This window comes from Modestobacter sp. DSM 44400 (assembly GCF_900107175.1).
Taxonomy (GTDB): Bacteria; Actinomycetota; Actinomycetes; order Mycobacteriales; family Geodermatophilaceae; genus Modestobacter.
Genome location: NZ_FNOZ01000033.1, coordinates 1 through 20949, shown reverse-complemented (window position 1 = coordinate 20949; position 20949 = coordinate 1). Strand labels below are relative to the sequence as shown.

At 72.8% G+C, this 20949-nt stretch carries 23 protein-coding genes; 4 read left to right on the top strand and 19 right to left on the bottom strand.

Annotated elements, in window-relative coordinates; genetic code table 11:
* Window positions 1–29: 29 nt before the first annotated feature.
* The gene (locus BLW04_RS17705) at window positions 30–914 is read left to right on the top strand and encodes a hypothetical protein (protein ID WP_091544255.1); all 885 of its coding nucleotides are present in this window, start codon (window positions 30–32) and stop codon (window positions 912–914) included.
* Window positions 915–1178: 264 nt separating this feature from the next.
* Here the strand turns inward: BLW04_RS17705 and BLW04_RS17700 are convergent, their stop codons facing one another.
* The 18 genes from BLW04_RS17700 to BLW04_RS26870 all read right to left on the bottom strand — a co-directional run bounded on the left by BLW04_RS17700 (window position 1179) and on the right by BLW04_RS26870 (window position 17148).
* Window positions 1179–1766 carry a hypothetical protein gene (locus BLW04_RS17700; RefSeq protein ID WP_091544252.1) on the bottom strand — a complete coding sequence of 196 codons (588 nt, stop codon included), beginning with the start codon at window positions 1764–1766 and terminating at the stop codon, window positions 1179–1181.
* 90 nt (window positions 1767–1856) lie between these two features.
* On the bottom strand, window positions 1857–3821 hold the full coding sequence (locus tag BLW04_RS17695) for an alpha amylase C-terminal domain-containing protein (RefSeq protein WP_091544245.1): 1965 nt from the start codon (window positions 3819–3821) through the stop codon (window positions 1857–1859).
* 65 nt (window positions 3822–3886) lie between these two features.
* Entirely contained in the window at window positions 3887–4012 is a 126-nt protein-coding gene (locus BLW04_RS29215; RefSeq protein WP_256375492.1) for a hypothetical protein, read from the bottom strand.
* 81 nt (window positions 4013–4093) lie between these two features.
* Window positions 4094–4405 carry a DUF3616 domain-containing protein gene (locus BLW04_RS27630; protein ID WP_254781748.1) on the bottom strand — a complete coding sequence of 104 codons (312 nt, stop codon included), beginning with the start codon at window positions 4403–4405 and terminating at the stop codon, window positions 4094–4096.
* Window positions 4335–5144, bottom strand: coding sequence for a DUF3616 domain-containing protein (locus tag BLW04_RS17690; RefSeq protein ID WP_217631096.1), 810 nt, complete (start codon window positions 5142–5144; stop codon window positions 4335–4337). Before BLW04_RS17690 ends, BLW04_RS27630 begins: the two co-directional genes overlap by 71 nt.
* A gap of 559 nt (window positions 5145–5703) precedes the next feature.
* Entirely contained in the window at window positions 5704–6450 is a 747-nt protein-coding gene (locus BLW04_RS17680; protein WP_091544238.1) for a metallopeptidase domain-containing protein, read from the bottom strand.
* Between the two features lie 193 nt (window positions 6451–6643).
* On the bottom strand, window positions 6644–7225 hold the full coding sequence (locus BLW04_RS17675; protein ID WP_139306891.1) for a hypothetical protein: 582 nt from the start codon (window positions 7223–7225) through the stop codon (window positions 6644–6646).
* On the bottom strand, window positions 7222–9726 hold the full coding sequence (locus BLW04_RS17670; RefSeq protein ID WP_139306890.1) for a caspase family protein: 2505 nt from the start codon (window positions 9724–9726) through the stop codon (window positions 7222–7224). The genes BLW04_RS17675 and BLW04_RS17670 overlap by 4 nt, the downstream gene beginning before the upstream one ends.
* Window positions 9723–10409 (bottom strand): zinc metalloprotease, encoded by a 687-nt coding sequence (locus tag BLW04_RS17665; protein WP_091544227.1) that lies wholly within the window; start codon window positions 10407–10409, stop codon window positions 9723–9725. The genes BLW04_RS17670 and BLW04_RS17665 overlap by 4 nt, the downstream gene beginning before the upstream one ends.
* A 231-nt stretch (window positions 10410–10640) precedes the next feature.
* Complete coding sequence (locus tag BLW04_RS17660) at window positions 10641–11201, bottom strand: hypothetical protein (protein WP_091544224.1); 561 nt, start codon at window positions 11199–11201, stop codon at window positions 10641–10643.
* 459 nt (window positions 11202–11660) lie between these two features.
* The gene (locus BLW04_RS17655; protein WP_091544221.1) at window positions 11661–11960 is read right to left on the bottom strand and encodes a hypothetical protein; all 300 of its coding nucleotides are present in this window, start codon (window positions 11958–11960) and stop codon (window positions 11661–11663) included.
* Window positions 11960–12184, bottom strand: a complete 225-nt coding sequence (locus tag BLW04_RS17650; RefSeq protein ID WP_091544217.1) for a hypothetical protein — start codon at window positions 12182–12184, stop codon at window positions 11960–11962. The genes BLW04_RS17655 and BLW04_RS17650 overlap by 1 nt, the downstream gene beginning before the upstream one ends.
* A gap of 6 nt (window positions 12185–12190) precedes the next feature.
* The gene (locus tag BLW04_RS17645; RefSeq protein WP_091544213.1) at window positions 12191–12445 is read right to left on the bottom strand and encodes a hypothetical protein; all 255 of its coding nucleotides are present in this window, start codon (window positions 12443–12445) and stop codon (window positions 12191–12193) included.
* 12 nt (window positions 12446–12457) lie between these two features.
* Window positions 12458–14968 carry a WD40/YVTN/BNR-like repeat-containing protein gene (locus BLW04_RS27625; RefSeq protein WP_091544209.1) on the bottom strand — a complete coding sequence of 837 codons (2511 nt, stop codon included), beginning with the start codon at window positions 14966–14968 and terminating at the stop codon, window positions 12458–12460.
* Window positions 14961–15230, bottom strand: a complete 270-nt coding sequence (locus BLW04_RS17635; RefSeq protein WP_091544206.1) for a hypothetical protein — start codon at window positions 15228–15230, stop codon at window positions 14961–14963. The genes BLW04_RS27625 and BLW04_RS17635 overlap by 8 nt, the downstream gene beginning before the upstream one ends.
* 573 nt (window positions 15231–15803) lie before the next feature.
* Window positions 15804–16007 carry a hypothetical protein gene (locus BLW04_RS17630; RefSeq protein WP_091544202.1) on the bottom strand — a complete coding sequence of 68 codons (204 nt, stop codon included), beginning with the start codon at window positions 16005–16007 and terminating at the stop codon, window positions 15804–15806.
* Between the two features lie 84 nt (window positions 16008–16091).
* Complete coding sequence (locus tag BLW04_RS17625; RefSeq protein WP_091544199.1) at window positions 16092–16847, bottom strand: AfsR/SARP family transcriptional regulator; 756 nt, start codon at window positions 16845–16847, stop codon at window positions 16092–16094.
* Window positions 16848–17010: 163 nt separating this feature from the next.
* Entirely contained in the window at window positions 17011–17148 is a 138-nt protein-coding gene (locus BLW04_RS26870) for a hypothetical protein (RefSeq protein ID WP_175484122.1), read from the bottom strand.
* A 109-nt stretch (window positions 17149–17257) separates the two neighbouring features.
* Here BLW04_RS26870 and BLW04_RS17620 point away from each other — a divergent pair, with 109 nt between their 5' ends.
* From BLW04_RS17620 to BLW04_RS17610, 3 genes are read left to right on the top strand one after another with little or no spacing between them, the layout of a single operon-like run.
* Entirely contained in the window at window positions 17258–18250 is a 993-nt protein-coding gene (locus BLW04_RS17620) for a DUF2278 family protein (RefSeq protein ID WP_091544196.1), read from the top strand.
* 24 nt (window positions 18251–18274) lie between these two features.
* On the top strand, window positions 18275–18832 hold the full coding sequence (locus BLW04_RS17615; RefSeq protein WP_091544190.1) for a hypothetical protein: 558 nt from the start codon (window positions 18275–18277) through the stop codon (window positions 18830–18832).
* Window positions 18822–20021: a ComEC/Rec2 family competence protein gene (locus BLW04_RS17610; RefSeq protein ID WP_139306889.1), complete on the top strand. Its 1200-nt coding sequence runs from the start codon at window positions 18822–18824 to the stop codon at window positions 20019–20021. Before BLW04_RS17615 ends, BLW04_RS17610 begins: the two co-directional genes overlap by 11 nt.
* Before the next feature lie 95 nt (window positions 20022–20116).
* Here the strand turns inward: BLW04_RS17610 and BLW04_RS17605 are convergent, their stop codons facing one another.
* A complete protein-coding gene (locus BLW04_RS17605) occupies window positions 20117–20344 on the bottom strand; it encodes a hypothetical protein (protein ID WP_091544326.1) in 228 nt (75 codons plus the stop codon).
* Between the last annotated feature and the right edge of the window lie 605 nt (window positions 20345–20949).

The following is a 20949-nucleotide window of genomic DNA, read 5'->3' as shown; positions in this document are numbered from 1 at the left end:
CAGCGAGGCGTTCCGGTACTGGTGCCCCGATGAAGAGGCACGGGCTGCTCACGTTCCTCGTGGTGCTGGCGACCTGCGCTGGCATCGGGCTCATCGCCATCTTCAGCAGCCGCGAGGGAGGCCGCAAAGACGACCTCTGGTTCGAGCTCGGCAAGGGTCTAATCCAGCTCATCGTCGTGGTGGTGTTCGGCACAGTGCTCAAGCTGCTCGTCGACCGTTACCAGGACCAGGCGCTGCGAGCGGCGCAGCACCGTGCGTTCCGGCAGGACAAGTACAACCGCCTGGTGGGAGCGACCAACCAGCTGCGCAGAGTGCCGATCCTCATCGCCGCGAACCGCTCGGTGAAGACCTGGAGCGAGCAGATGCTCGCTCTGATCGACACCGGTCTGGACCTGCGGATGATCGAACACGAGATCGCCTCGAGTGATGGGGTGGACGCGCCGTTCCCGGACCACGCGGAGCTCGTCGCCCTGTTCAAGACGATGTACGGATACACGGACTGGGTCACCGAGGATTTCGCTGAGCGCAAGAAGGAGCTGAGCGAGCTGCAGCGCAGGGCCGAGGAGCAGCACCTGCCCGAGGAGCAGCGAGCGCACCGTCAGGCCGAGGTGTGGAACAGGATCCGGGAGCTCCCGTCGGTGGCCGACATGCTGGAGTCACCGGTGCCCACTCGCAGCGCCGACGGGGCCGGATCGCCTCCGGCGGAGAGGCCGTCGTGGGCCGGGTTCGAGCAGGCCGAGCGATGCGCTCTCCGGCGGATCACGACGACGACGCTCGTGAAGCGGAGGTCAGGACGCCTGCAGCACCACCTGGCCCGCCGCCTCCACCTGCCATATCAGCAGCAGCGGGGGGCTGGCGTCGGTCAGCCCTCGAGCGGTGTCGAGGACCACCGGCTGGCCGCCCACCGTGAGTGAGGTGCTGGCGCCGGCGAGCACCGAGGTCACCGTCAGGCAAGGCCCCTGACCGACGTCGGTCTCGGTGTTCGTGCAGCCGGTGATGGTCGCGGCGATCAGGTCGGCCAGCACCAGCACCAGGACCGGCGACGCTCAGCCCGCTGGTGGAAGCGGTGACGGTCAGGGTGCCGCCGTGCACGCAGACGAGCTTCGAGGCGGCGGTGAGCACGGCCGGCATCAGGACACCGCCCCGGCGACTCCGCGCAGTACCCCTGTGCTCCCCGCTCAGCGCCAGACGGTCAGCGTCAGGGTGAGGCTGCCGTCGACGTCCGGGGGCGCGACGCTCGCGAGCACGAGGGCCCCGGCGTCCGTCGTCAGGCAGACGACCGCTCCGCGCGAGACCCGGTCGGCCGACAGCACACCGTCGGACCTGGTCCGCAGCGCCGCCGTGCAGCCGGCCTCGTCGGTCTCCGCGGGGACGATCGCGTTGCGGACCCCGTTGAGGCTCAACACGTTGTTCCACACCAAGTCCGAACCGGTGAGCCCGTTGCCGCCCTGGACGCCGGTGTCGACGTCGAGATAGTCCCCGGCCAGCAGCCGGACCACCGAGCCGGCAGCCACCCGGCCGCCCGCGGGGGACGCCGGGGCCAGGCCGGCGGACGACCCGCCGGAGGAGGTCGGTGCCGGGTCCCGGTCGCCGTCCGCGGCACTGCTGACGTCCCCGGCACCGCTGCCGACCACCGCATCGCCGGTCGCGTCGTGATCGCCGCCGAGAAACAGGGCGCCTGCCGCGACCAGCGCCGTGATGAGCGCCGCGAGGCCGGTCAGGACCCCCGGCACCGTGGTCCAGAACGACGGGCGACCCTCCGACATGCCGACCTCCCCGGACAGCCTCGCGCGGACCGGGCATCACCGGAGCGGCGAGACTCGCAGCGGCCACGTCACTGGCGCGTCACCGCCCCGTCACCCGATCCGGTCAGGTGCGGCGAGGACCACCACGCTGTTGGCCGGGACGGTGAGGCGGCCGGACTGCGCCATGCCGTGCATCGGGCCTCCGTCGGCCGGGAAGCCACCTGCGTTGGTCTGCGCCCAGGGGTTCGGGTGGTGGTCGTAGCGGTCGCTGGTGAAGGCCTCCTCCCACCGGCCCGGTCGAGGCAGGCCGAGGGAATACCCCGGCGCGGTCGACTCGGCCAGGCTGACGAGGACGACCACGTCCTGCCCGACCCCGGGGACCCAGCGGTGCCAGGCGACCACCCGGCTGGCCTCGTCCACGTGGTAGGCGTTCATCCCCTCGGACCGCAGTGCCGGCATGCTCCGGCGCAGCCGTATGAGGTCACGGGTGAACAGGTGGAAGTCGGCGGCGTGCCGGTCGCCGCCCATGACGTCGGCCCACCGGATCAGCAGGTCGGCCCGGTGCGGGTCGTCGGACCACCACCGGTCGGCGAGGAACTCCTGCCCCATGAAGAGCATGGGGGTGCCCGGCGCGGTGAGCAGGACGCCGGTCGCCACCCGGGACCGGCTGCGGGCGTACCACGACCGCGGATCGCTGGAGTCGGCGAGCCGCGCGACGCGCGGGTAGCGGTGGTCGCCGTCCGCATCGAGGAGCAGGTCGTGGTTCTCCACGCAGTTGTAGGCCCGCCACGCGTCGGGGAACCCGGCGGGCCGGGCCAGTCCGTCCGCGAGGCCCCGCAGGGAGACGTGGGCACCGGCACCGCCCGACGCCTGCCCGATCGTCCCGCGGACCGCATCACGCAGACCGTCGGAGTAGCCGAAGTCGAACCCCATCCCCGCGTCGTCGCGGGTCGGGGTCACCGCCTTCCACCGGTGCTCCCCCCAGTACTCGGCGATCAGCGCCGCGGACGGCCGCACGTGCCGCAGCGTGTCGGTCAGGTCCTGGCAGAACGACCAGCCGCCGTTGCGGTCGATGACGGTGACCTGGTCGAAACGGAACCCGTCGACGTGGTACTCCTCGAGGAACATCCGCGCGTTCCCGATCAGGTACTCGACGACGTCGGGCTTCGCGTAGTCGAAGACCTTGCCACCGGCCTCCCGGCCGCTGCCGAAGTACAGACTGTTGCTCTCGTCCTGATGGGCCGGCCGGTCGAAGTAGTCGAGGCTCTGGTCGTCGAGGTTCCCGCCCGCGTGGTTGTAGACGACGTCAGGCAGCACCGCGATGCCGTAGACGTGGCAGACGTCCACGAAGGCCTTGAGCTGGTTGACCTGACCGATGAGGTGGACCGCCGCCAGCGGCGGGTGCCCCCGGGCCGCCAGCAGCCGGTTGACCTCCGCCAGGTCCGGGCCCAGCTCCGCAGCCGGCCGGCAGTAGTCCATCTCCGGGGAGAACAGGTCGGTGCCGTTGTACCCCTGGCTCCACGGGGTGCGGAACTCGATCACCGGGAGCGGCTGGACGGCGGTGACACCGAGGTTGGCGAGGTACTCGATCCGGCGCAGGGCGTCGAGGAACGTGGCCACCCGGCCGGCGCGCACGTCGCGGCCGGTGTCGTCGTCGGCGGCGAACACCCCGATGTGCAGCTGGTAGACCACCAGGTCGTCGAAGGGCGGGGGCACATGGGCAGCGTCGTGCCACGGGTAGGACTGCCGGTCCCGGACGATGCAGTCGGTGTCCAGGTGGTCGCCGAACTCGAGCTCACGCGCCCACGGGTCCCGTTTCGGGCCACTGCCCTCCCCCATCACCCAGAACCGGTAACCGGTGCCGTCGGTGACCCCCGGGAAGAAGCCGGTCCAGTGGTGGCTGGCCCGGTCCTCGAGGAGGGCGTCGGCGGACGTGGGCGTGTACCCCGCGACGCCACCGAGGGCCACGTGCACACTGCGGGCACCGGGTGCCCAGACGCGGAACGTGGCGCCGCCGTCGACCAGCGTGGCCCCCATCGGCGTCGACGCGTCGATGTGCTCCTGCGAGGCCGCCATCGCGGACGCTCTCTCCCTGTCGGACCCGGTCTGCCCTCGAACGGCGCGACGCCGGGCATCGCACCTCACCCGTACGTCACCTCCGGAGGACTGGGGCGCCGGCCGGTGGCGAGGACGCCCGCGCCCACCACCGCTTCGCCGGCGTGCACCGCCGCGTGCAGGTCCTCGATCAGCCCCTGCGTGCTGAGCACCTCACGCGGCGGGCCGCTGCGGGCGAGCGTGCCCGGACGGTGTCACCGGGACATCACGGCGCCCTCCTCAGTCCTGCAGCGTCACGACATCGGCGAGGACACCGTCGTCCTCCCGTGCCGGTGCCGGACTGTCGTACACGACGAGCAGCGAGGTCGCGTCCCCCCGGCCGGCAGCAGCGTGATGCCCTCGGCGTGGTCCTTCCCCGCCGTCTCCCCCCTGCCGTGCGGCAGCTTCCCGACGCGGCGCAGGTCGTCCCGACGCACGACGGTGGCGTCCGGGGTCAGCGCGCCGCCGCGCCAGCGGTACAGGCGCACCGGGCCGTCAAGGTCCATCGTCGGACCGGCCAGCACGATGATGTCGTCGCCGACGCGGCAGAGATCGCGGACCCCCAGCCCGTCCAGGTCCAGGAAGTACGTCCGGTGGGCCGGCCGGTCGGACCCGAGCGTCAGCCGGTCCGACCGCCCGGGCACGCCGCGGGGACGGAGGCGCCAGGACGACGGCCCACCCCCGCAGCACCGGCCCTCGCAGGCCCAGGAGGACCGTGTCCCCGAGCGCGACGATGCCCTCGACGTCCAGGCCGTTGTCCTTGCTGGGGATCGCGAGGAACGGTGCCAGATGCTGGTCAAGGGACAGCTGGTCGGCCAGTCCGCCCACGCCGCCGTCGAGCAGGGCGGCGGCCCGCTCGACGCCGTCCGCGCCAGTGGTCGAGCGGACCGGGACCGCGCCGTCGCGGCCCTCGGCGAGGGGCAGCCGGGCCAGCACGTGCCGGTTGGCGTGCGACCGGACGGTCGCCAGCCGATCCACCGCCTCCGCCTCGGTGTCCTTGGACCGGACCTCCCGCCGGGTGCGGCTGTACGACCCGACCAGCCAGAGGTGGTCTGAGGAGCGGTCCAGACCCTCGACGTCGACCTCTTCGTCGGGCCCCTCCGGGAGGTCGAGGACGTCGCCCAGCCGGAACGACCGGGCATCGGCGTATGACGCGCCGTCGGGCGACTCCGCCAACCGCTCCAGCTGCGGCGCCTCGTCCCCGGCCACCCACAGCCACAGCCCGTCCCGGCACACCGCGGACAACCCGGACGGTGCGGAACCGGAGTCGCGGAACCGGAGGCAGGTCTGACGCGCGACGGCCATCGCGGCCTCCCTTCCGAACCGGCCCGTGCGGCCGTCTCCGGTGATGGTCCGCCGGTGCCGTCACCAGCGCGTCAGTCCGCCGTCACCCCCGGCCGCGCCGGTCGTTGGTCAGTCCTCCGGGAACCCGCAGTCGACGGGTGTTCCGGGGAACCCGGGGACGAGGGCGACCACGATGGGCCAGACCAGCTCGAACTCCGCTGGCGGTGGCCCCGGGGTGCGCACCCGACGCGCCCGGAAGGTGTGCGTGATCGCCGTGTTGGTCGCCCCGACGTCCTGTCTGCCCAACCGCGCCCGAGCGCCGCCAGGACGGCCGGCGAGGTCACCCAGCACTTGTGGCCCTGCGCCATCAGATAGACCTTCGGCTTGGAGTCCTCCTTCCGCAGGGACCCGTCCGGGGCGTCCCAGACGCGGACCGTGGCCGACGCTGGGTCCGACGACAGCGCTGTCACCGCGATCGTCACGGCCGGGTCCGGCACGGTGAAGCTTTCGCCGGCCGCGAACCGGGACCAGATCCCGGGCTGGAGGTAGGAGCGCCCGTCCGTCCGGACCTGGTGGATCGTCACCGCATCGGCCGGGATGGTCGGGTCCCATCCGGCCCGTTCGTGGAACTCGACGTCCAGGTGCTGCCGTCCGGTCGGGCGGGACGGGTCGCCGACGGGAGCAGTTCGAGCACCAGGGCACCACGGCTGCCGATCGCCGGCTGGTTGAGCGGGTCCAGCACGACCGTGGCGCTGACGTCCGGGTGGGCGAGGGTCCACCGCCGGGAGGGGTCGATGACGTCCAGCCGGAGCAAGTTGTGGGCGTTGAGCCCCACGGTGGCCGCCCCCGATGCACCGCGGAACGCGATCGGGCACTGGAAGGTCGTGGAGGCGAAGCTCATCAGGTCCCAGCCGTCCCCGTATCCGATGTCGGGGTGGGCGTAGGAGTGCGGGAGTCCGAAGCCGCGCCCCATCTCGTGGCAGATGAAGCCGAACTCGCACAGCCCGGGATCGGTGTGCACGATGACGACGTCTCCGCTGGCGGTGGCGCCGTGGTCGGGACCGCGGTTCTGGACGACGAGGACGGAGCGATACGGGGTGAGGTCGATTCCGGCCACATGCGCTGCCTCGCGCCCCCAGGCGGCCAGCCGGGCACGGTCCCCCGGGAACGTCAGATCCGCGATCTCCGCGATCTCCGCGGTGCCGTGGCTCATGGGCAGCCAGCCGAAGACCCGGGAGCCGGTCAGGTCGAGCGTCCCGTAGGTCACCTGCTGCCAGTAGTCGACCACTCCGCCGGCGCCGCTCCGGGTGAACAACGCCTCGTACAAGTCCGGCGGTCGTGGCTCCTCCGGCGCGTCGGACCATCGGCAGAGGAGAACCGCCCACGGCCACTGTCTCGGACGCAGGGCGACCTCCCGCGAACGCTCCACGGCACCCCGCCGGGGTGCATCCGAGCCGTTCTCGCCGAGGCTGGCCGCACCGCCGTCACCGGGGTGTCTCCCCGCCGTCACCGCCGGCCGGTCACGGCAGCCGCCATCCCCCGTAGGGCGCGTCGGGGGCGAGCGGGGGGACCTCGGCCCCGGTCTGCGCGGTGAAGGCGGCCGGGTCGACGAGCTGCACCGTCCACGGCGGCTCCGGCGGGCCACCGGCCGGCTGCGGCCAGACCTCCAGCCCGCTGCACCCGGGGGCGCCCGGGCCAGCAGCGAGGCGGGTCAACGACCACCATCCCCCGGCACGTCGCGCGATGCCCTCCAAAGACCGTTGTGGCGGCACCCGCAGGACCGCCAGGTCGCCGGCGGCGTCGGTGCCCCCGGCCCCCGTCACGGCATCCGTGGGACCGCCCGGCCGCAGGTGCGCCAGCACCCGCAGCTCCCAGGCAGGGGCATCCGGCGGCCGGGAGAGTCCCACCCAGACGGCCTCCCCGTCGGCGACCGGCACGACCAGACTGCGCGAGCCTCCCGGCGCCACCGGCAGCGCCCCCCAGCTGCGGGGCAGTTCATGGACGACCGCCGACTCCGGGCACGGGTACCGCTGGAAGGACAGCGAGAGCGTGTCGGCCAGGGCGAAGGAGTACCCCACCCCCGGCGCTCGTCCGTCGGTCATGGGGACGCGATCCGCGCCTGCCAGAGGCCCGCCGCCGCGGTGGCGGGGATCCCGAGGCTCCGGGCGGCGTCCCAGACCCCCGACGGAACCGGCTCAGGGGCACCCCGGACCGGGCTGGAGAGCGAGGTCGCGCCGCCGCGGACGGTGGCCGCCGGGAGCGGGGCCGACCCGTCGGTCTCGACGTAACCGTCGACCCATGCACGGAGCTGACGGCTGTGCGCCCGCTGGGTCGCCGCGTCGGCTGCCCAGATGAAGAGCGGCCCGATCCGGGTGGAGGCGTGCACCCGGGCCCAGGTCGCCGCAGGCACCAGCTCGGGCCGGTCGTAGGAGCCCGCGACGACCAGCTGCCAGCTCGCGCTGAACATCGGGGGGGCCGTGAAGGGCCGGGTGGCGCGCAGCGCCGGGTCGGAGCACCGCAGCGACAGCGCCCGCACGTCGGGGTGCTCGTCGCCCAGCAGTCCCCGCAGCCGCGTCACCGCCTGGTCGAACAGTGCCGCCCGGCCGCTGTCCGTCCCCGCCGGCCCGGCCATCGCCCGGAGCAGCAGGTGGCCGCCGATGATGCCGGCGACCGGGTCCTCGTACTCCTCGAGCAACGCGCGGCGCAGCCCACCCCCGCGTCCGCCGCTGAACACGTCCCGCCCTTGCACCAGTGCCAGCCGCGCGCCCTCGACCGCCTCGTCCTGGTCAGGTGCGGCCGGGGCGCCCGGCCGGTGCATGAAGAGTGCCACGTCGTCCGGGTGCACCACGCCGGCCGCCTCCCCCCGCCCGTCGCGCCAACCGCCGCCCAGGCCGGTGGTACGCCGCAGCACGACCTGGGTCACCCATCCCGCGGAGACGACGACCGAGCCCTCGAAGGTGCCGTGCGCCAGTTCCTGCCGTAGTGCGTAGGTGCCCGGCGCGACGGCCCGCTCCCAGACGGCCACCGGTGCCTCCCGGTCGGCGGAAGCCGGTGGTCCCTCGACCAGGTCGGCCACGACGTGCCCCGCGGGGTCGACCAGCCGCAGTCCGCCCAGTGGATGCGGGAGCACCGGGGTCGGGGCGTCGTCACCGAGTTCGATGCTGTAGCGCCCCATCACCGACACCGCCGACCCGGCGCCGGCGGTGCCGGGGTCCGGCGCCGCTCCCGCGGCGGTGAACAGCGCGGAGTGCTGGGCGTCCGGCGCGGCGCTCCCGGGCAGCGGCGCCGCGGTGAGCAGCGCAGCCCCGTCCGCGGCCACGACGAGGTCGGCGTCCAGCAGGACCACCAGCTCCGACGCGGTGGTGAGGTCGCGGCCGAACAGCGTGCGGACCTTGTAGACCCCGGGCGCCTCGGTCTCCGCCAGGTGCCCGGTGTCGGTGAGCACCCGCTGGAACTCGTGGTCGACGACGACGACCGTCGTGGCCGGGTTGGGGACGTCCACCTCGAGGGTGAACAGCTCCGACCCGTCGCACGGGACCACCGCCGGACCCCGCTGCTCCACGGTGACCTGGACGGCTCCCGACCCGGTCACCTGGAAGCCCTGCCGCAACCCGGCGTCCGGGACGTCGACCACGTAGAGCCCGCGTACCACCTCCCCCGTCCACTCCGGACCGGTGAGCTGCTGGCCGACGACCTGCCGGTGCGGGGCACCCGACCACAGGCGCATCTCCTGACCGGCGGACGCGGCGGGGAGCGCGAGCGTCACGTCGTAGACCGGCCGGGTGCGGAACCGGGCGAAGTCCATCCCCTCGTCGGCCCGCACGAAGGGCTGCAGGTCGACCGCGGCGGTCCGCTTCACCGCAGGTGGCAGGAACTCGGCCATCGCGTTGTGCAAGAAGTCCTGCAGGCTCTCGCCGGTGACCCGGCCGCGGCGGTCCGCGGCCCCGCCCCGCAGGCCCTCCAGCAGCGTCCAGGTGAAGACGCCGTGCACCTCTCCGTCCGGCATCGCGACCTCGAGCGCACTCTTGGTCTGCGCGGCCACCGAGATGAACGCAGGTCCCGGGACAGCCGTCCCCAGCTGGGTCCGCAACGGCACCGGCTGGACCGGGATGGACTGCTGGTAGTTCATGCAGGCGTCCACCCAGAGCACCGACTGCTCGAACCGCTGTGCCTTCCGGAACCAGCGCAGCCAGGCATGGGCGTACACGTGCGAGGGGCTGAGCTGGCTGGCCTCCGCGGTGAAGACGGCCGCCTCCTCCAGGTCGGGGGCGAACCCGTGCCCGGAGAAGTACAGGTAGAGCCGGCGGCCGGGGCTGCCGCGCGTCCGCTTCTCCAGGTCCTCCAGCGCCTCCTTGACCCGCTGGCTGGCCGGCTGGGGGTCGGCGTCGTCGGCCACGCAGTCCGCGGTCCGGATCAGGACGACGTGGTCCGAAGGCAGCCGCCCACCGGTTCCGTCCACGAGCCAGTCCCGGACGGCGAGCGCGTCGTGGTCGGGACCATGCAGGTCGGCGGCGACCCCCTCGGCGGCCAGCTGTGGGTAGTGCGAGATGCCGACGACCAGGGCGTGGTCGCGGGCCATGAGGCCGCCGGCGGGTGCCGTCACCACGGATAGGCCTTCTTGATGAAGTCCGTGTCGGTCGAGGACAGCTCGCGGTTGAGCCCGACGGAGAAGCCGTCCGTCGTCCAGGACGCCGGGATCGGGTACATCATGATCGAGTCCGGGTCCACCGGCGTGCTCTCGAGCGTGGCGGGGTCGTAGCGGGCGAAGATGTTGTTCTCGATGGTCTGGGGACCCCAGTTGTTCGGCGGGCCGGAGAGGTCGGCGATCACCGCATCTCGGTTCCACTGGATGGGCTGGTTGGGGTTCTGGTGCTCGTGGATCAAGCCGAGGGCGTGACCGAACTCGTGCAGGACCACGCGGCGCAGCTCGTCGTCCGGTGAGTCGGGGGTCAGCCAGCCGTAGTTCATCGTCGGCTGGTCGACGTCGATCTGCTGGGCCACCGTGCCGATGTAGGACCAGGATCCATCGCCTTCGAGGAAGGCGACCCGCACGTCCCCGCGGCCCGCGCCGCCGAACTGGAGCCCGACGTTGGCCATGTCCGGGCCGACCCATTCCTCAGCGACGGCCCGTACCCGTTCCTGAAGCGATTCCTCCCCGCCGACGAACTGGACGTTGACCTGGGTCCCGACCGTCCACTTGAACTCCTCGACGAGGGCGGCCCTGGTCTGGAGCTCGGTCGGCTGGTGGGCGATGGCGATGCAGTAGTGACGGGCGTTCTCAGCCATGAGGGTCTCCTCGGGTGTGCACCCGGCGCCGCACCGTCGCGTACGGGAGACGACGGCCGCCGGGCGGTCTCGGATGGGGTCTGCTCGCTCCACTCCCGGCCACGGCCGGCACACCTGACGGCGCACCCGGCGCGGCCTCGTCCCGCACCCGTGGTCACTCCGGACGCTAAAGCTGCGGTGTCACCGGGCTGTCACCGGTGAGGGGCGTCGGCGGGCCCCGGTGTCCGGCCGTCATGAGAACCGGAAGGGGATCGGCATGCCGGCGTCCTGCTCGTAGGCGGGGACCGTCACGGTGCCCTCCGGCCTGCTCCCCATGATCCATCGCTTGGTCTCCTCATCCCACTCCTTCTCCGGGTGGAACGTCATCCGGAACGGCTGGTTGGTCGGCTGCTGGAACGGGGTGTGCCCGCCCGAGGCGTCGTAGTTGTCGACCCGGGCCGTCCCGGCGACCCGGGTGCCGCTCCCACTGTCCGTGGTGACGACGGTGACGTCCGTCGCCCGCCCCAGCCTGATGCCGGCGGGCTCGACCTGGACGCGCAGCCTCCCGGACGCGTCGGTGGTGAGGCCCTCGACCGTCACGAGCAGCGGGTCAGCTGCCGGATCGTTGCTGAGCACCTCCACCTCGGCCCTGTGGTGACCGGAGCCCCCGGGCGCGTAATGACCGCGCAGGGCCCCCGTGCCCCGTGCCGGCACGACCGGCGCGGCCGGGGCGTCCATGGCGAAGACCGCGGGGTCGCCGCTGCGCAGTCGGACGGTGTGCATCGTCACCGGGTCGGGCCCGATGTTGACCACCGGGACGGTGAACTCGGCGGACGGCCCGGCGGGCGGGGCCGTGACGGTGACCGGCGCCGCGGCCAGCCGCGGCCGCCAGGAGACGGCGTACCGGGCCTGGAAGACCTGCCGACCACCCGCACGTGGTCCCCGACCCTGAGCGGTCGGCGCGCACCGGTGGCTGGGTCGCGTACCTCGAAGACGGCGGCCTCGCCCTTCTTCGGCAACGACCAGGCCTGGTCACGGTTGACCGACACGGCCTCGAGGGGATACGTCTCGCAGTGCATCCGCCCGCCGCTCCCCGGGATCAGCGCGACCAGGTGGCGGTAGCCGTCGTCCGGGGTGACGTCGAAGTCGTCCCGCACCGACGTCGTCGCCCGGGTTGCCTCCGTCGGCCGAGACGATGTCGCGCACCTCGACCCGGTCCAGCATCCAGGTCTGCTTGGTGACGAACTGGCCCACGGGCACGGGGGCACCGCCTCAGCCGGCGTCTGGGCGGGGGGCCGGACCGGGGCGCAGGCCCGGGTCGGCCAGCGCCGGAAACCAGCGTTGCCGGCCGCGGATCACCACGAGCTGGACGACCAGCGCCGACGCGACGACGAGCGGGATGTCCACCAGCAGGAACGCCCAGCTCAGCCGGAACTCACCGCTCGCCACCGTGGCGGTGACCCCGGCGATGACCGCGGCGAGGCCACACACGAGCCAGCGCCAGCGGGCCCGCAGCGCCCCGAACAGCAGCCCGACCGCGCCTCCGAGGAGCATCGGCAGCACTTCGCCCATCAGGTGCCTCCCCTCTCGTCATCGCCGGACGTCGGTGCCGGACCCGCGGAGCGGACGTCGTCCAGGTGCTGCTCGGCCGCACCGGCGAGGCTCGCCAGCGACTCGCTCGGCGCCGGACCGGCGTCCAGTGCCGGGGCCTCTCCGGTCGGGGCCTCCGAGGTCGCGGCCGGTGCGCCCGCGGCGTGACCGCGGGTCGTCCGGTCGATCTGGATCGTGATGCGCATGGCTCCTCAGTTCAGAACGGCGTAGCGGCCCTCGAAGTCGATCACCGCGCCGGTCAGGTTCTTGACGGTGATCCAGTAGGTGCAGCGATCCACAGAGGCCCGCTCGACCTCGATGTCCCAGTGCACCTCCGGCGCCCCGACCTGAGGCGTCGTCGGCACGACGTACCGGACGACGTGCCAGGTGGTCGGCCATCCGAAGGTGAACCACTTGAGCGACTGGTTGGGGTTCAACCGGCCGGTGAACTGGGTGCCGGTGCGCATCGGGTCTCCTCCTCAACGGAAGCCGAGGATCGCGTACCGACCCTCGAACGAGATCGGCTGAGCGGTCAGGTTGCGGACGGTGATCCAGTAGGTGAGGAACTGCGCGTCGGCCCGCTCGACGTGCACGTCCCACCAGACCTCGGGTGCTCCGGTGGCCACCGTCGTCGGCATCACCGTCCAGACCATGTGCCAGGTCGCCGGCCAGCCGAACGTGAACCAGCGCCGGGTCTCACGCGCTGCCAGGTTGCCGGTGAACTGGACCCGGCAGATGGGGTCCACGACCTGCTCGATCACCCGCTCCCACACACCGCGGTTGCGGGTGCCGGCGCGCAGCAGACCCGAGTGCCGGTGGTAGAGGAGGTCGGTGATCATGCAGTTCGGCAACCCCGCCGACATGGTCGTCCAGTTCGTGCCGCCGTCGACCGTCTCGTAGACGCCCTTGTCCGCCGCCACCCAGGCCCGGTCGGCGTTCCCGGGGTGCACGTCCACGGCGTTGACGGGCAGGGCCGGCAGCCCGGCCGAACGGTCGGTCCAGGTCGAGCCGCCGTCGTCGGACCGGTAGACCCGGCCGCCGCCCACCTGGGAGTACGTCAGCCACAGGCGGTTGGTGTTCGCCGGGTCCCAGAACAGGTCGCTGATGAAGGCCGCGCGCGGGGACGCCAGTTCCACGGGGGTGCCCCAGGACGAGCCGGACCAGGTGAGCCGGAAGATGCGGCCCCCGGTCGTGCCGACGACCAGCCGGTCGGGTGAGGGCAGCGTCATCGCCGAGGCCACCGCCCGGCCCGGCAGGGCCACCTCGGTCGAGGACGCCCCGTTGTTGCGGGAGAGGAAGACGCTCTCGCCGGCCTGCGCGACGGTGGAGCCGCTGGCCTCCAGGGGAGGGTAGAACAGCTGCCCGTACACGCTGGAGTCGCGACTGCCGGTCGGCGTCCAGGTCCACGTCTGACCCTTGTCGGAGGACCGGTCGTAGCCCATGAAGAAGTAGGAGTGGTAGACGCGGCGGGAGTCGGCGGTGTCCGACCCGCAGTCCCCACCGTCGCCGTCGGCCACGTGGTCCCAGTCGGGGCGCCCGGTGTAGCGGATGCTGCCGTTGTCCTGAGTACCGCCCAGCAGCCAGGAGGCGGAGCCGATGTCCTGGGCCAGGTACTCGATCTCGGTGATGACCAGACCGTCGTTGAGGTCTGCCCAGTTCGTGCCGCGGTTGGGCGACCGGTAGATGCCCCCGTCGCAGCCGGCGTAGACGACGTTGCCGTCCTGGGGGTCGAAGGCGAAGCTGTGGTGGTCCGGGTGGATGCTATCGCCGTTGACCTTGCTGGACACGTTCGTCCACGCCCATCCGGTGCCACTGCGGTCGACCCGGAACAGGTTGATCTCCCCCAGGTACACGGTCGAGTCCGAGTTGGGGGCGGCGTGGACGTGCCAGTCGTACCAGGCCTGGCCGGTTCGGACGGCCGGGTCGGTGGCGATGGTGCCGAAGGCGCCGTCGATGGTGTCCCGGCGCCACAGGCGTGGTGTCGGCTGGGTGCCGCCGGGGATGGTCATCGTCGGGTTCGTCGCCGCCCACACCCAGGCGACGGCCCCGTTGGACCGCGCGTGGCTGACGGCCAGGCGCTGGATCCCCGGCGTGGTGGCCGGGACGCCGCTCAGTGCGACTGCGGTCCAGGTGGTCCCGCCGTCGGTGGAGCGGAACAACCCGTCCGTACAGCCGGCCAGGACCTCCGTGGCGCCACCCGAGGGGTGCGCCGACACGCTCCAGCACATCGCCGTCCGACGGCGCGTCCAGGTCGTGCCGCTGTCGGAGGACACGAACAGCCCGGCCCGGGTGGCGGCGAAGAGCCGCGTGCTGTCGCCGGGGTCCACGACGAGGCGGAAGAAACCGGTCCCGACGAACGGGGCCCCCGCCAGCAGGGCCCAGGAGGTCCCGCCGTTGGAGGACCGATAGACGCCCTGTCCGAGCCCGGAGTAGAAGTCGCCCTCGCCGGAGCCCAGGAACACCGTGGCAGGCGTGCGCGGGTCGAAGGCGAGTGCACCGACCGCGAGGGTCTCCAGCCCGTCGGTCCGCGCTGCCCACGTGGCACCCTGGTCGACGCTCTCCCAGACCCCGCCGCCGGCCGCGCCCACCAGCAGGTGGGCGCGGTTGCCGGGGTCGACGGCAATTGCCGCCACCCGGCCGGAGACGTCGACCCGGTTACCAGTGCCTTGTCCGTATGTCTGGCCGTTGTGCATGATCGTCGGTCCCAGTGACCGCCACACCCCGGCGGTCACGTCGGCCGCAGGTGCTGCCTCGACCCTGGTGTCCGCCAGTGCTCGTGCCCAGTCGACCACGTCCTCCGAGACCGCGCGGGTCACCGGGCCCAGGTCGGCGGCCGGGCCCGGCGCGTCGGGCCCGCCGTCGCCGAGCAGTCCGCGTGAGGTCTCGAAGGCCAGGAGCCGTTGCAGCGGCTTGCCGCCGGCCGGGAGCGGACCGGGCGCCCGCGCCTGACCTGTGCGTTGCAGTTCAGGCTGCTCGATGGGGCTACGCATCGCCGTCCTCCCGTTCGGGTGGCTCCGGGTCCTGCCGTTCGCGCTGCTCGGTCCCGCGCTGCTGCACCGACCGCCCGTCCTCGTCGTCCTCGTGCAGCTCGACCGCGTCCGACTCGCGCTCGGCGGGCTCGCGCTCGTCGGACTCGTGTTCGCCGGGCTCCGCCTCGGATGGCTGGAGCCCGCGGGACTGTTCGAACTGGCGCAGGCGCCCGGCGGCGCCCCCACCCTCGCCCGGGCGTTCCAGTCCAGGTTTCTGCGGCATCAAGGTCACGCTCCTCGCTCGGCAGCGCCGGGCGCCTCCGGCGGGCATCCCGTCGATCCGGCGTTCCAGGAGGATCGTCGCCGCGCGGCGTCACCGGATCGTCACGACTGGCTGAGTGCGCGGGGGCACCAGGCTCGTCGACGCTGACCAACTGTCGCGCCGACGCGAGCCCGGCCGGGGCGTCGGAGCTCGGGCGTGCCAGGGGGCGGCACGGGGGGCACCTCTCCCCGGCCCTCCCGCCGAGCCGGTCCATGGTCCGGCTGACCATCCCGTCCAGGCGGTGGAAGGCCGGGCCGAGTGCGTCGTCCAGCTGTGCCCGGGGCTCCTCGTCGACGGACACCGCGGGGGCGCCCCGGACACGCGACCGGTGCCGATCACGGAGGATGACGGGCACGGCGCGGACCGGCTCGGCCATCTCGTCCCCTTGCCCCGCTCCGGTCCCCGACGTTCGGACCGGTCCCGACCGGCGCTGGTCGTCGGCGTGCGGCATGCCATCTCGGCCGGCTCACCGCCCCTCACCGCCGGTCGGGCTCCTCCGCAGCCCGGACGACGGCCGCTGAGCAGCGGCCCCGGTCAGCGGCCGCGGAGGAAGGCGCCCAGCCAGGAGCGCACCGCCTGCGACACGGCCTCGGGGCTCGACGCGACGGCCACGGTCCGCTCGTCCTCGCCGCTCACGCTCCCGTCCGCACCGGGGCTGGTCAGCCGGGCCCGGAACTGGTCGCTGCCGCCCTCGATCCAGACCCGCACCAGCAGCACGCCGTTCCGGTCGTCGTCCACGGCCCACCGCCCACTCAGCCAGGCGATCAGCGTTCCGGGGGATGCGTCACCCGGGCGTCACGCGGTGCCGCCGGCGGCTCCGTGTCAGCGGACCGGGCTGCGCACCACGCTGCGGCGTACCGGCAGGTGGGCGCGAACGATGAGCTCGGTCATCTGGGCGGTAGGTTCCACGCCGAGCTCTGCGCCCAGGAGGTCGCGGAACGCCGTGTACGCGCGCACCGCCTCCGCGATGTTGCCCTCGGCGAGGTGCACGCGTACCACCGCCCGGTGCGCGCTCTCGCGCAACGGCTCGGTCCGGACGGCGGCGTACGCCGCCTGCACCGCCTCGCCGCAGCGCCCCGCGGCGGCCAACTTGTCCGCGAGCGCCTCCAGGGCGTGCATGCGGAGCTGGCGGAGCCGCTCTCGCTCGAGCAGCACCCAGTCGTCGTACCACCCCGGCAGCAGCTCGCCGCGCAGCGCGACGTCCGGCGTCGAAACGGCGTCCACGCGGACCACGGGGTCCATGACCTGGCGTGCCCAGTCGGTGAACTCGCGGACGTCGACGCGCACCCCGGCGGCCAGTCCCAGGGCGCCGCCACAGACCTCGATCAGCCCGGGGACCACCTTCTGCACCCGCCACAGGGCGGACCGGAGGCTGCCCTGCGCATGGTCCTCAGGGACATCGGGCCACAGCTGGCCGGCAACCGCGCCGCGCCCCGGGCGACCGCACAGACCGAGGTGGGCGATGAGGCGCTGGGCTCCCCGCGGGAGGTCGTCCAAGGGCCGGACTGTCCCGGCCTGCCGCAGCTCGAGGGCGAACCCGTCGAGCAGTGCCACACGCGGCGTCTGAACAGCGTCCACGAGCGTCCACCTCCTGGTGGCCCCCACCGGGCGGTCGCACAGACGCGGCCGTGGGCGATGTTGCGGGGACGAAATCGTCTCGACACGCGTGTGCGGCTGTCAATCGAACAGAGCATGCGGTGCGGGCGGAACGTCTGCGTCCGCACTCTGCGTGACGCAACAGTCACGACCGCACGCTGCCCGGCGTGGGATCACCGGTCGTCATCGAACGGTCGTGTCCCGCACTGACCTCCAGGCACACGGCGTCGTCCTCGAGCATGACCACCACTCCGTACCCGGGATCCGGCCACTGGCCCGTCACCTGGGCGTGATCCTCACCGGCCGTTCGTCGGACGGTGACGTGGCGGTGACGCCTCCAGCTCATGATCACGACCAGCGGACCGTGCCGTCCGGGACCGAGAGGAGCGGCCATGCCGCTGCGGAACTACGGCGTGCTGGCCGGCCGGGTGGTGGACTCCCGGTCGGAGGGCGGGTCCGACAGCCCGCACTTCCAGGTCCAGGTGCAGGGCGGGGAGACCGCCTTCCGGGTGGCGATCAACGTGCTGTCCCAGCAGTCCCCTTCGGAGCTGCTGTACCTCGCCGACGAGGCCTTCACCCATCCGATGCTCGATGGCGTCCTGCGACTCCCCGACGGCTTCACCCCGCTGCCGGGTCAACCGGGGAGCGGGGCGCTGGACTTCATCCGGGGCAACCTGTTCGACCGCACGGCGATGCGCCGGATGCCGGCGACGGCGCCGGGACCGGACAACGACCTGGCCGACGCGCTGGACCACTTCGTCAGCCGGGCCCGCAACGACCCGGAGGCCCGGTTGTTCGCCTTCGGCGAGCGATGGGGTCCCGAGGCCGGCAAGGCCGACAAGGTCTTCGGGTTCACGCCGGGCAACGGCGTTCACGACGTGCACATGAACCAGGGGAACTCCGCGCAGTTCCGGAAGGACGACGGTGTCTGGCAGGACGGCGGCCTCCTGCTGCACTTCCCTGGCGCGGGGCAGACGGTGGCCGTCTTCCTCGCCTTCCAGAGCCAGGCCTGGCACACCGACGACTCGACCGGGCACGCGCTGACCGAAGTGTCCGACGGCGACCACCGGGTCCGCATCGTCGCGGCGCTGGTCAACGGCCCCGGGCCGGCGCCGGAACGGGAGACGGTCACGCTGTTGAACACCCTGGCGGTCGACCTCGACCTCGACGGCTGGGCACTGCTGGACTCCGCCGATCACCGGATGCCCCTGGCCGGGACGGCGCTCGGAGCCGGTGAGGCGGCCCGCATCCGGCTGACCGCCCCCGTCCAGCTCGGCAACTCCGGCGGACTCCTCACGCTGCTCGACCCGGCCGGGCTCAAGGTCGACGGCGTCGCGTACACCAGAGACCAGGCCAGGGACGACGGACTCACGACGGTCTTCTGAGTCGACCACCGCGAGAGGGACACCGTGACCGCCTCGTCCGCTCAGGTACGTCGCCCGTGGCTGCCGGCGGCACTGCGCGCGCACGGCTGGAGCCAGTCCGACGTCGGGACGCTCAGCTATCTCGTCCTGGACGAGATCGTGGGGTCCTCAGCCACCATGCTGCTGTCCGCATGGCCGTGGGCCGACCTCCAGGGCAGGGTGCGCTTCGCCGTCGACGACAGCACCCGCGGGGTCACCGTCGACGTCCACGCCCTCGAACACGCCCTCTACCGCGGCTGGCTGGAGCGGCCACCGCGGATCGGAGACGTGTTCGCCGCCGTCGTGCCGCAGGCCGTGCACGACGTGCAGGAGCCGGACGAGGCGCCGCAGTGGGACCGTCCGATCGCCGACCTCGTGGACGGGCCGGTCTACGACCTCACGCGGGAGGGCCGGACAGTGGCCGCGCTGGCCGACTCCGCCCTGGTGTCCCCCGTCCTGCCGGCCGTCGAGGCGAGCCGGCTCGGACTGGCCGGCCGGCAGGACGTCGACGCCCCCCGGGCGCCGCGGCGGGACTCCGTGGGGCCGGACGGCGATGATGACTGAGCCGGCGTGGGAGCTCCCGGAGACGCTGCTGCGGCCGGACAGCGCCGGCACGTTCGCGGCGGAGTGTCGGGCGGCACCGGACTCGCTGCTCTACTTCCTGCTCAACGTCGGCGACGGCGACACCCAGCTCCTGCTGCTGCCTGAGCGCGCCGGCCGGCGTCGTGCGGTGGTGGTCGACGTGGCGACCACCCGCAAGCTGGGCCGTCTCCTCGATGCCCTGGCCGCGGCCGAGGTGCTGCCGCCTCTGGCGGACGCATCCCGGCTGTTCCCGCTGGTCGTCGGCACCCACCCGCACGCGGACCACATCGGCGGCATGCCGGAGTTCCTGCGCCGTTTCGGCGGACAGGTCGACGAGTACTGGGAGCCCGGGTACCGCCATCCCAGCGCGGCGTTCGTCGAGACGATGGTGGCGCTCGAGGACGCCGACATCGTGCACACCCAGCCGACCAGCGGCACGACGCGGACGATTGACGCGGTCCGGGTGACCGTCCTCACGCCCGGGATCGGGCTGCGCAACCGGTTCGACACCTACGGCGTGGAGATAAACGACTCCTCGATCAGCGTGAAGCTGGAATACCCCGCCACGCGCGTCGTCGAGCAGCCCGACCCCGCGGACGGCGGCTCCCGCAACCGGCTGCTGGTGCGATCGGCCGACCCGTGGGCCCTGGTGCTGGGAGCCGACGCACAGACGACCTCCTGGGCCCAGGCCGCCGTCGACTTCCCTCAGCTCCACTCCCGGTCAGGAGGAGAGACCTTCACCGCGCCCACGGGCGGCGGTGACGACCTGATGCGCGCGCACGTCCTGAAGGTCTCCCACCACGCGTCCAAGCACGGCATCAACCTCGAGCTGGTCGAGCGGATGGCGCCGTTGATCGCGCTCATCTCCTCCGTCGGCGGCGGGGGGAAGTACGGATTCCCGCACGCCCTGGCGACCGAGGCGCTGCGTGAGGCGGCACAACCGAGCACGAGCGGGGGCATCGTGCGCAAACCGGATCATGCACTCGGCATCCACTACACCGCCGGCCTGGAACACCATGACACCGGGGCCGCCACACCGCTGGGCTCGCTGGCCCTGATGGTCCCACCCCGGCGAGGCGCCCCGTTGCGGCTGTGGCGGTTCAGCGACCGGTCCCGGGACGCCGTGGACCTGGCTCTGGGACGGGAGATGACCCGGTTGCGCGTGCCGTGAGGCCCGGTGGGACCGCGGATCACCGCGCAGTGCGGAGAGGTGTCCGCACGGTCAACCGCGGGGGCCGCCCCGGCACCGGCGGGGCCGTTCCCGTGTCAGCCGCCGTCCCCGGAGCCGGGAGCCCCACCGGTGAACTGCGCCAGCCAGGAGCCGACCGCCTCCAGCACCGCCTCCGGTAAGGACGCCACGGCGACGGTGCGCTCAACTCCGCCGTCGCCGAGCGAGGTCGAGACGCTCGTGAGCCGGCCGCGGAACTCGTCGGTGCGGCCCTCGAGCCACACTCGGATGAGCAGCGCTGCGCTGCGGTCGTGCTCCACGGTCACCGTCCGTCCGGATTGCCACGCAGTGACCACCCGGTCCACCTCGTGGTCGTCATCGACGAACGTCCATCCTCGCCCGTGACACTGCGTCAGCGCGTCCCCCGAAGGGATGAGTGCAGTCGACTCAGGAACCACCGTCCGACGGCCACGTGGGCGTCCTGCTTGCCGCGATGGCGCGGTCGGCGCAGTCGGCGCGGTCGGCGGATGGGTGGGGAACTGACGGCCGCAGCAGCTGTTGGTCACTGGACGACCGACAACAGCACTCACCACCAGCGGACCGTGCATCCGTTGCGGGGCACCTCTGGCGCTGCGCCGACTCGCCCGCCGCTTGCTCGAGCGTGACCTCCCCGAACCCGTGGCCGTGGCAGTCGTCGACTTCCTGTACGGGCCCTCGCCGCGGACCCGTACCGCGTCGGCAAGCCGCTGCGCTTCGAGCTCGAGGGTTACCGGTCCGCGCGCAGGGGCCAGTACCAATGCCGCTTAGTTAGGCCGCATCGTCACGTGTCCGCGGCGTCTCCAGCATCCGCGGCTTGACACCAGAGTTCTTGCTAACCGACGGTGACAGCGCCGAGTATCGAAACCAGCGATCGACTCGCCTCAAAGTCAGG

Excerpts from the sequence above, each read along its gene's own strand:
- BLW04_RS17705 (WP_091544255.1), top strand. The coding sequence starts at position 30 with ATGAAGAGGCACGGGCTGCTCACGTTCCTCGTGGTGCTGGCGACCTGC.
- BLW04_RS17655 (WP_091544221.1), bottom strand. The coding sequence starts at position 11,960 with ATGGGCGAAGTGCTGCCGATGCTCCTCGGAGGCGCGGTCGGGCTGCTG.
- BLW04_RS17620 (WP_091544196.1), top strand. The coding sequence starts at position 17,258 with ATGCCGCTGCGGAACTACGGCGTGCTGGCCGGCCGGGTGGTGGACTCC.
- BLW04_RS17610 (WP_139306889.1), top strand. The coding sequence starts at position 18,822 with ATGATGACTGAGCCGGCGTGGGAGCTCCCGGAGACGCTGCTGCGGCCG.
- BLW04_RS17690 (WP_217631096.1), bottom strand. The coding sequence starts at position 5,144 with ATGGCCGTCGCGCGTCAGACCTGCCTCCGGTTCCGCGACTCCGGTTCC.
- BLW04_RS27625 (WP_091544209.1), bottom strand. The coding sequence starts at position 14,968 with ATGCGTAGCCCCATCGAGCAGCCTGAACTGCAACGCACAGGTCAGGCG.
- BLW04_RS17650 (WP_091544217.1), bottom strand. The coding sequence starts at position 12,184 with ATGCGCATCACGATCCAGATCGACCGGACGACCCGCGGTCACGCCGCG.
- BLW04_RS17700 (WP_091544252.1), bottom strand. The coding sequence starts at position 1,766 with ATGTCGGAGGGTCGCCCGTCGTTCTGGACCACGGTGCCGGGGGTCCTG.
- BLW04_RS17635 (WP_091544206.1), bottom strand. The coding sequence starts at position 15,230 with ATGCCGCAGAAACCTGGACTGGAACGCCCGGGCGAGGGTGGGGGCGCC.
- BLW04_RS17695 (WP_091544245.1), bottom strand. The coding sequence starts at position 3,821 with ATGGCGGCCTCGCAGGAGCACATCGACGCGTCGACGCCGATGGGGGCC.
- BLW04_RS17645 (WP_091544213.1), bottom strand. The coding sequence starts at position 12,445 with ATGCGCACCGGCACCCAGTTCACCGGCCGGTTGAACCCCAACCAGTCG.
- BLW04_RS17665 (WP_091544227.1), bottom strand. The coding sequence starts at position 10,409 with ATGGCTGAGAACGCCCGTCACTACTGCATCGCCATCGCCCACCAGCCG.
- BLW04_RS17675 (WP_139306891.1), bottom strand. The coding sequence starts at position 7,225 with ATGACCGACGGACGAGCGCCGGGGGTGGGGTACTCCTTCGCCCTGGCC.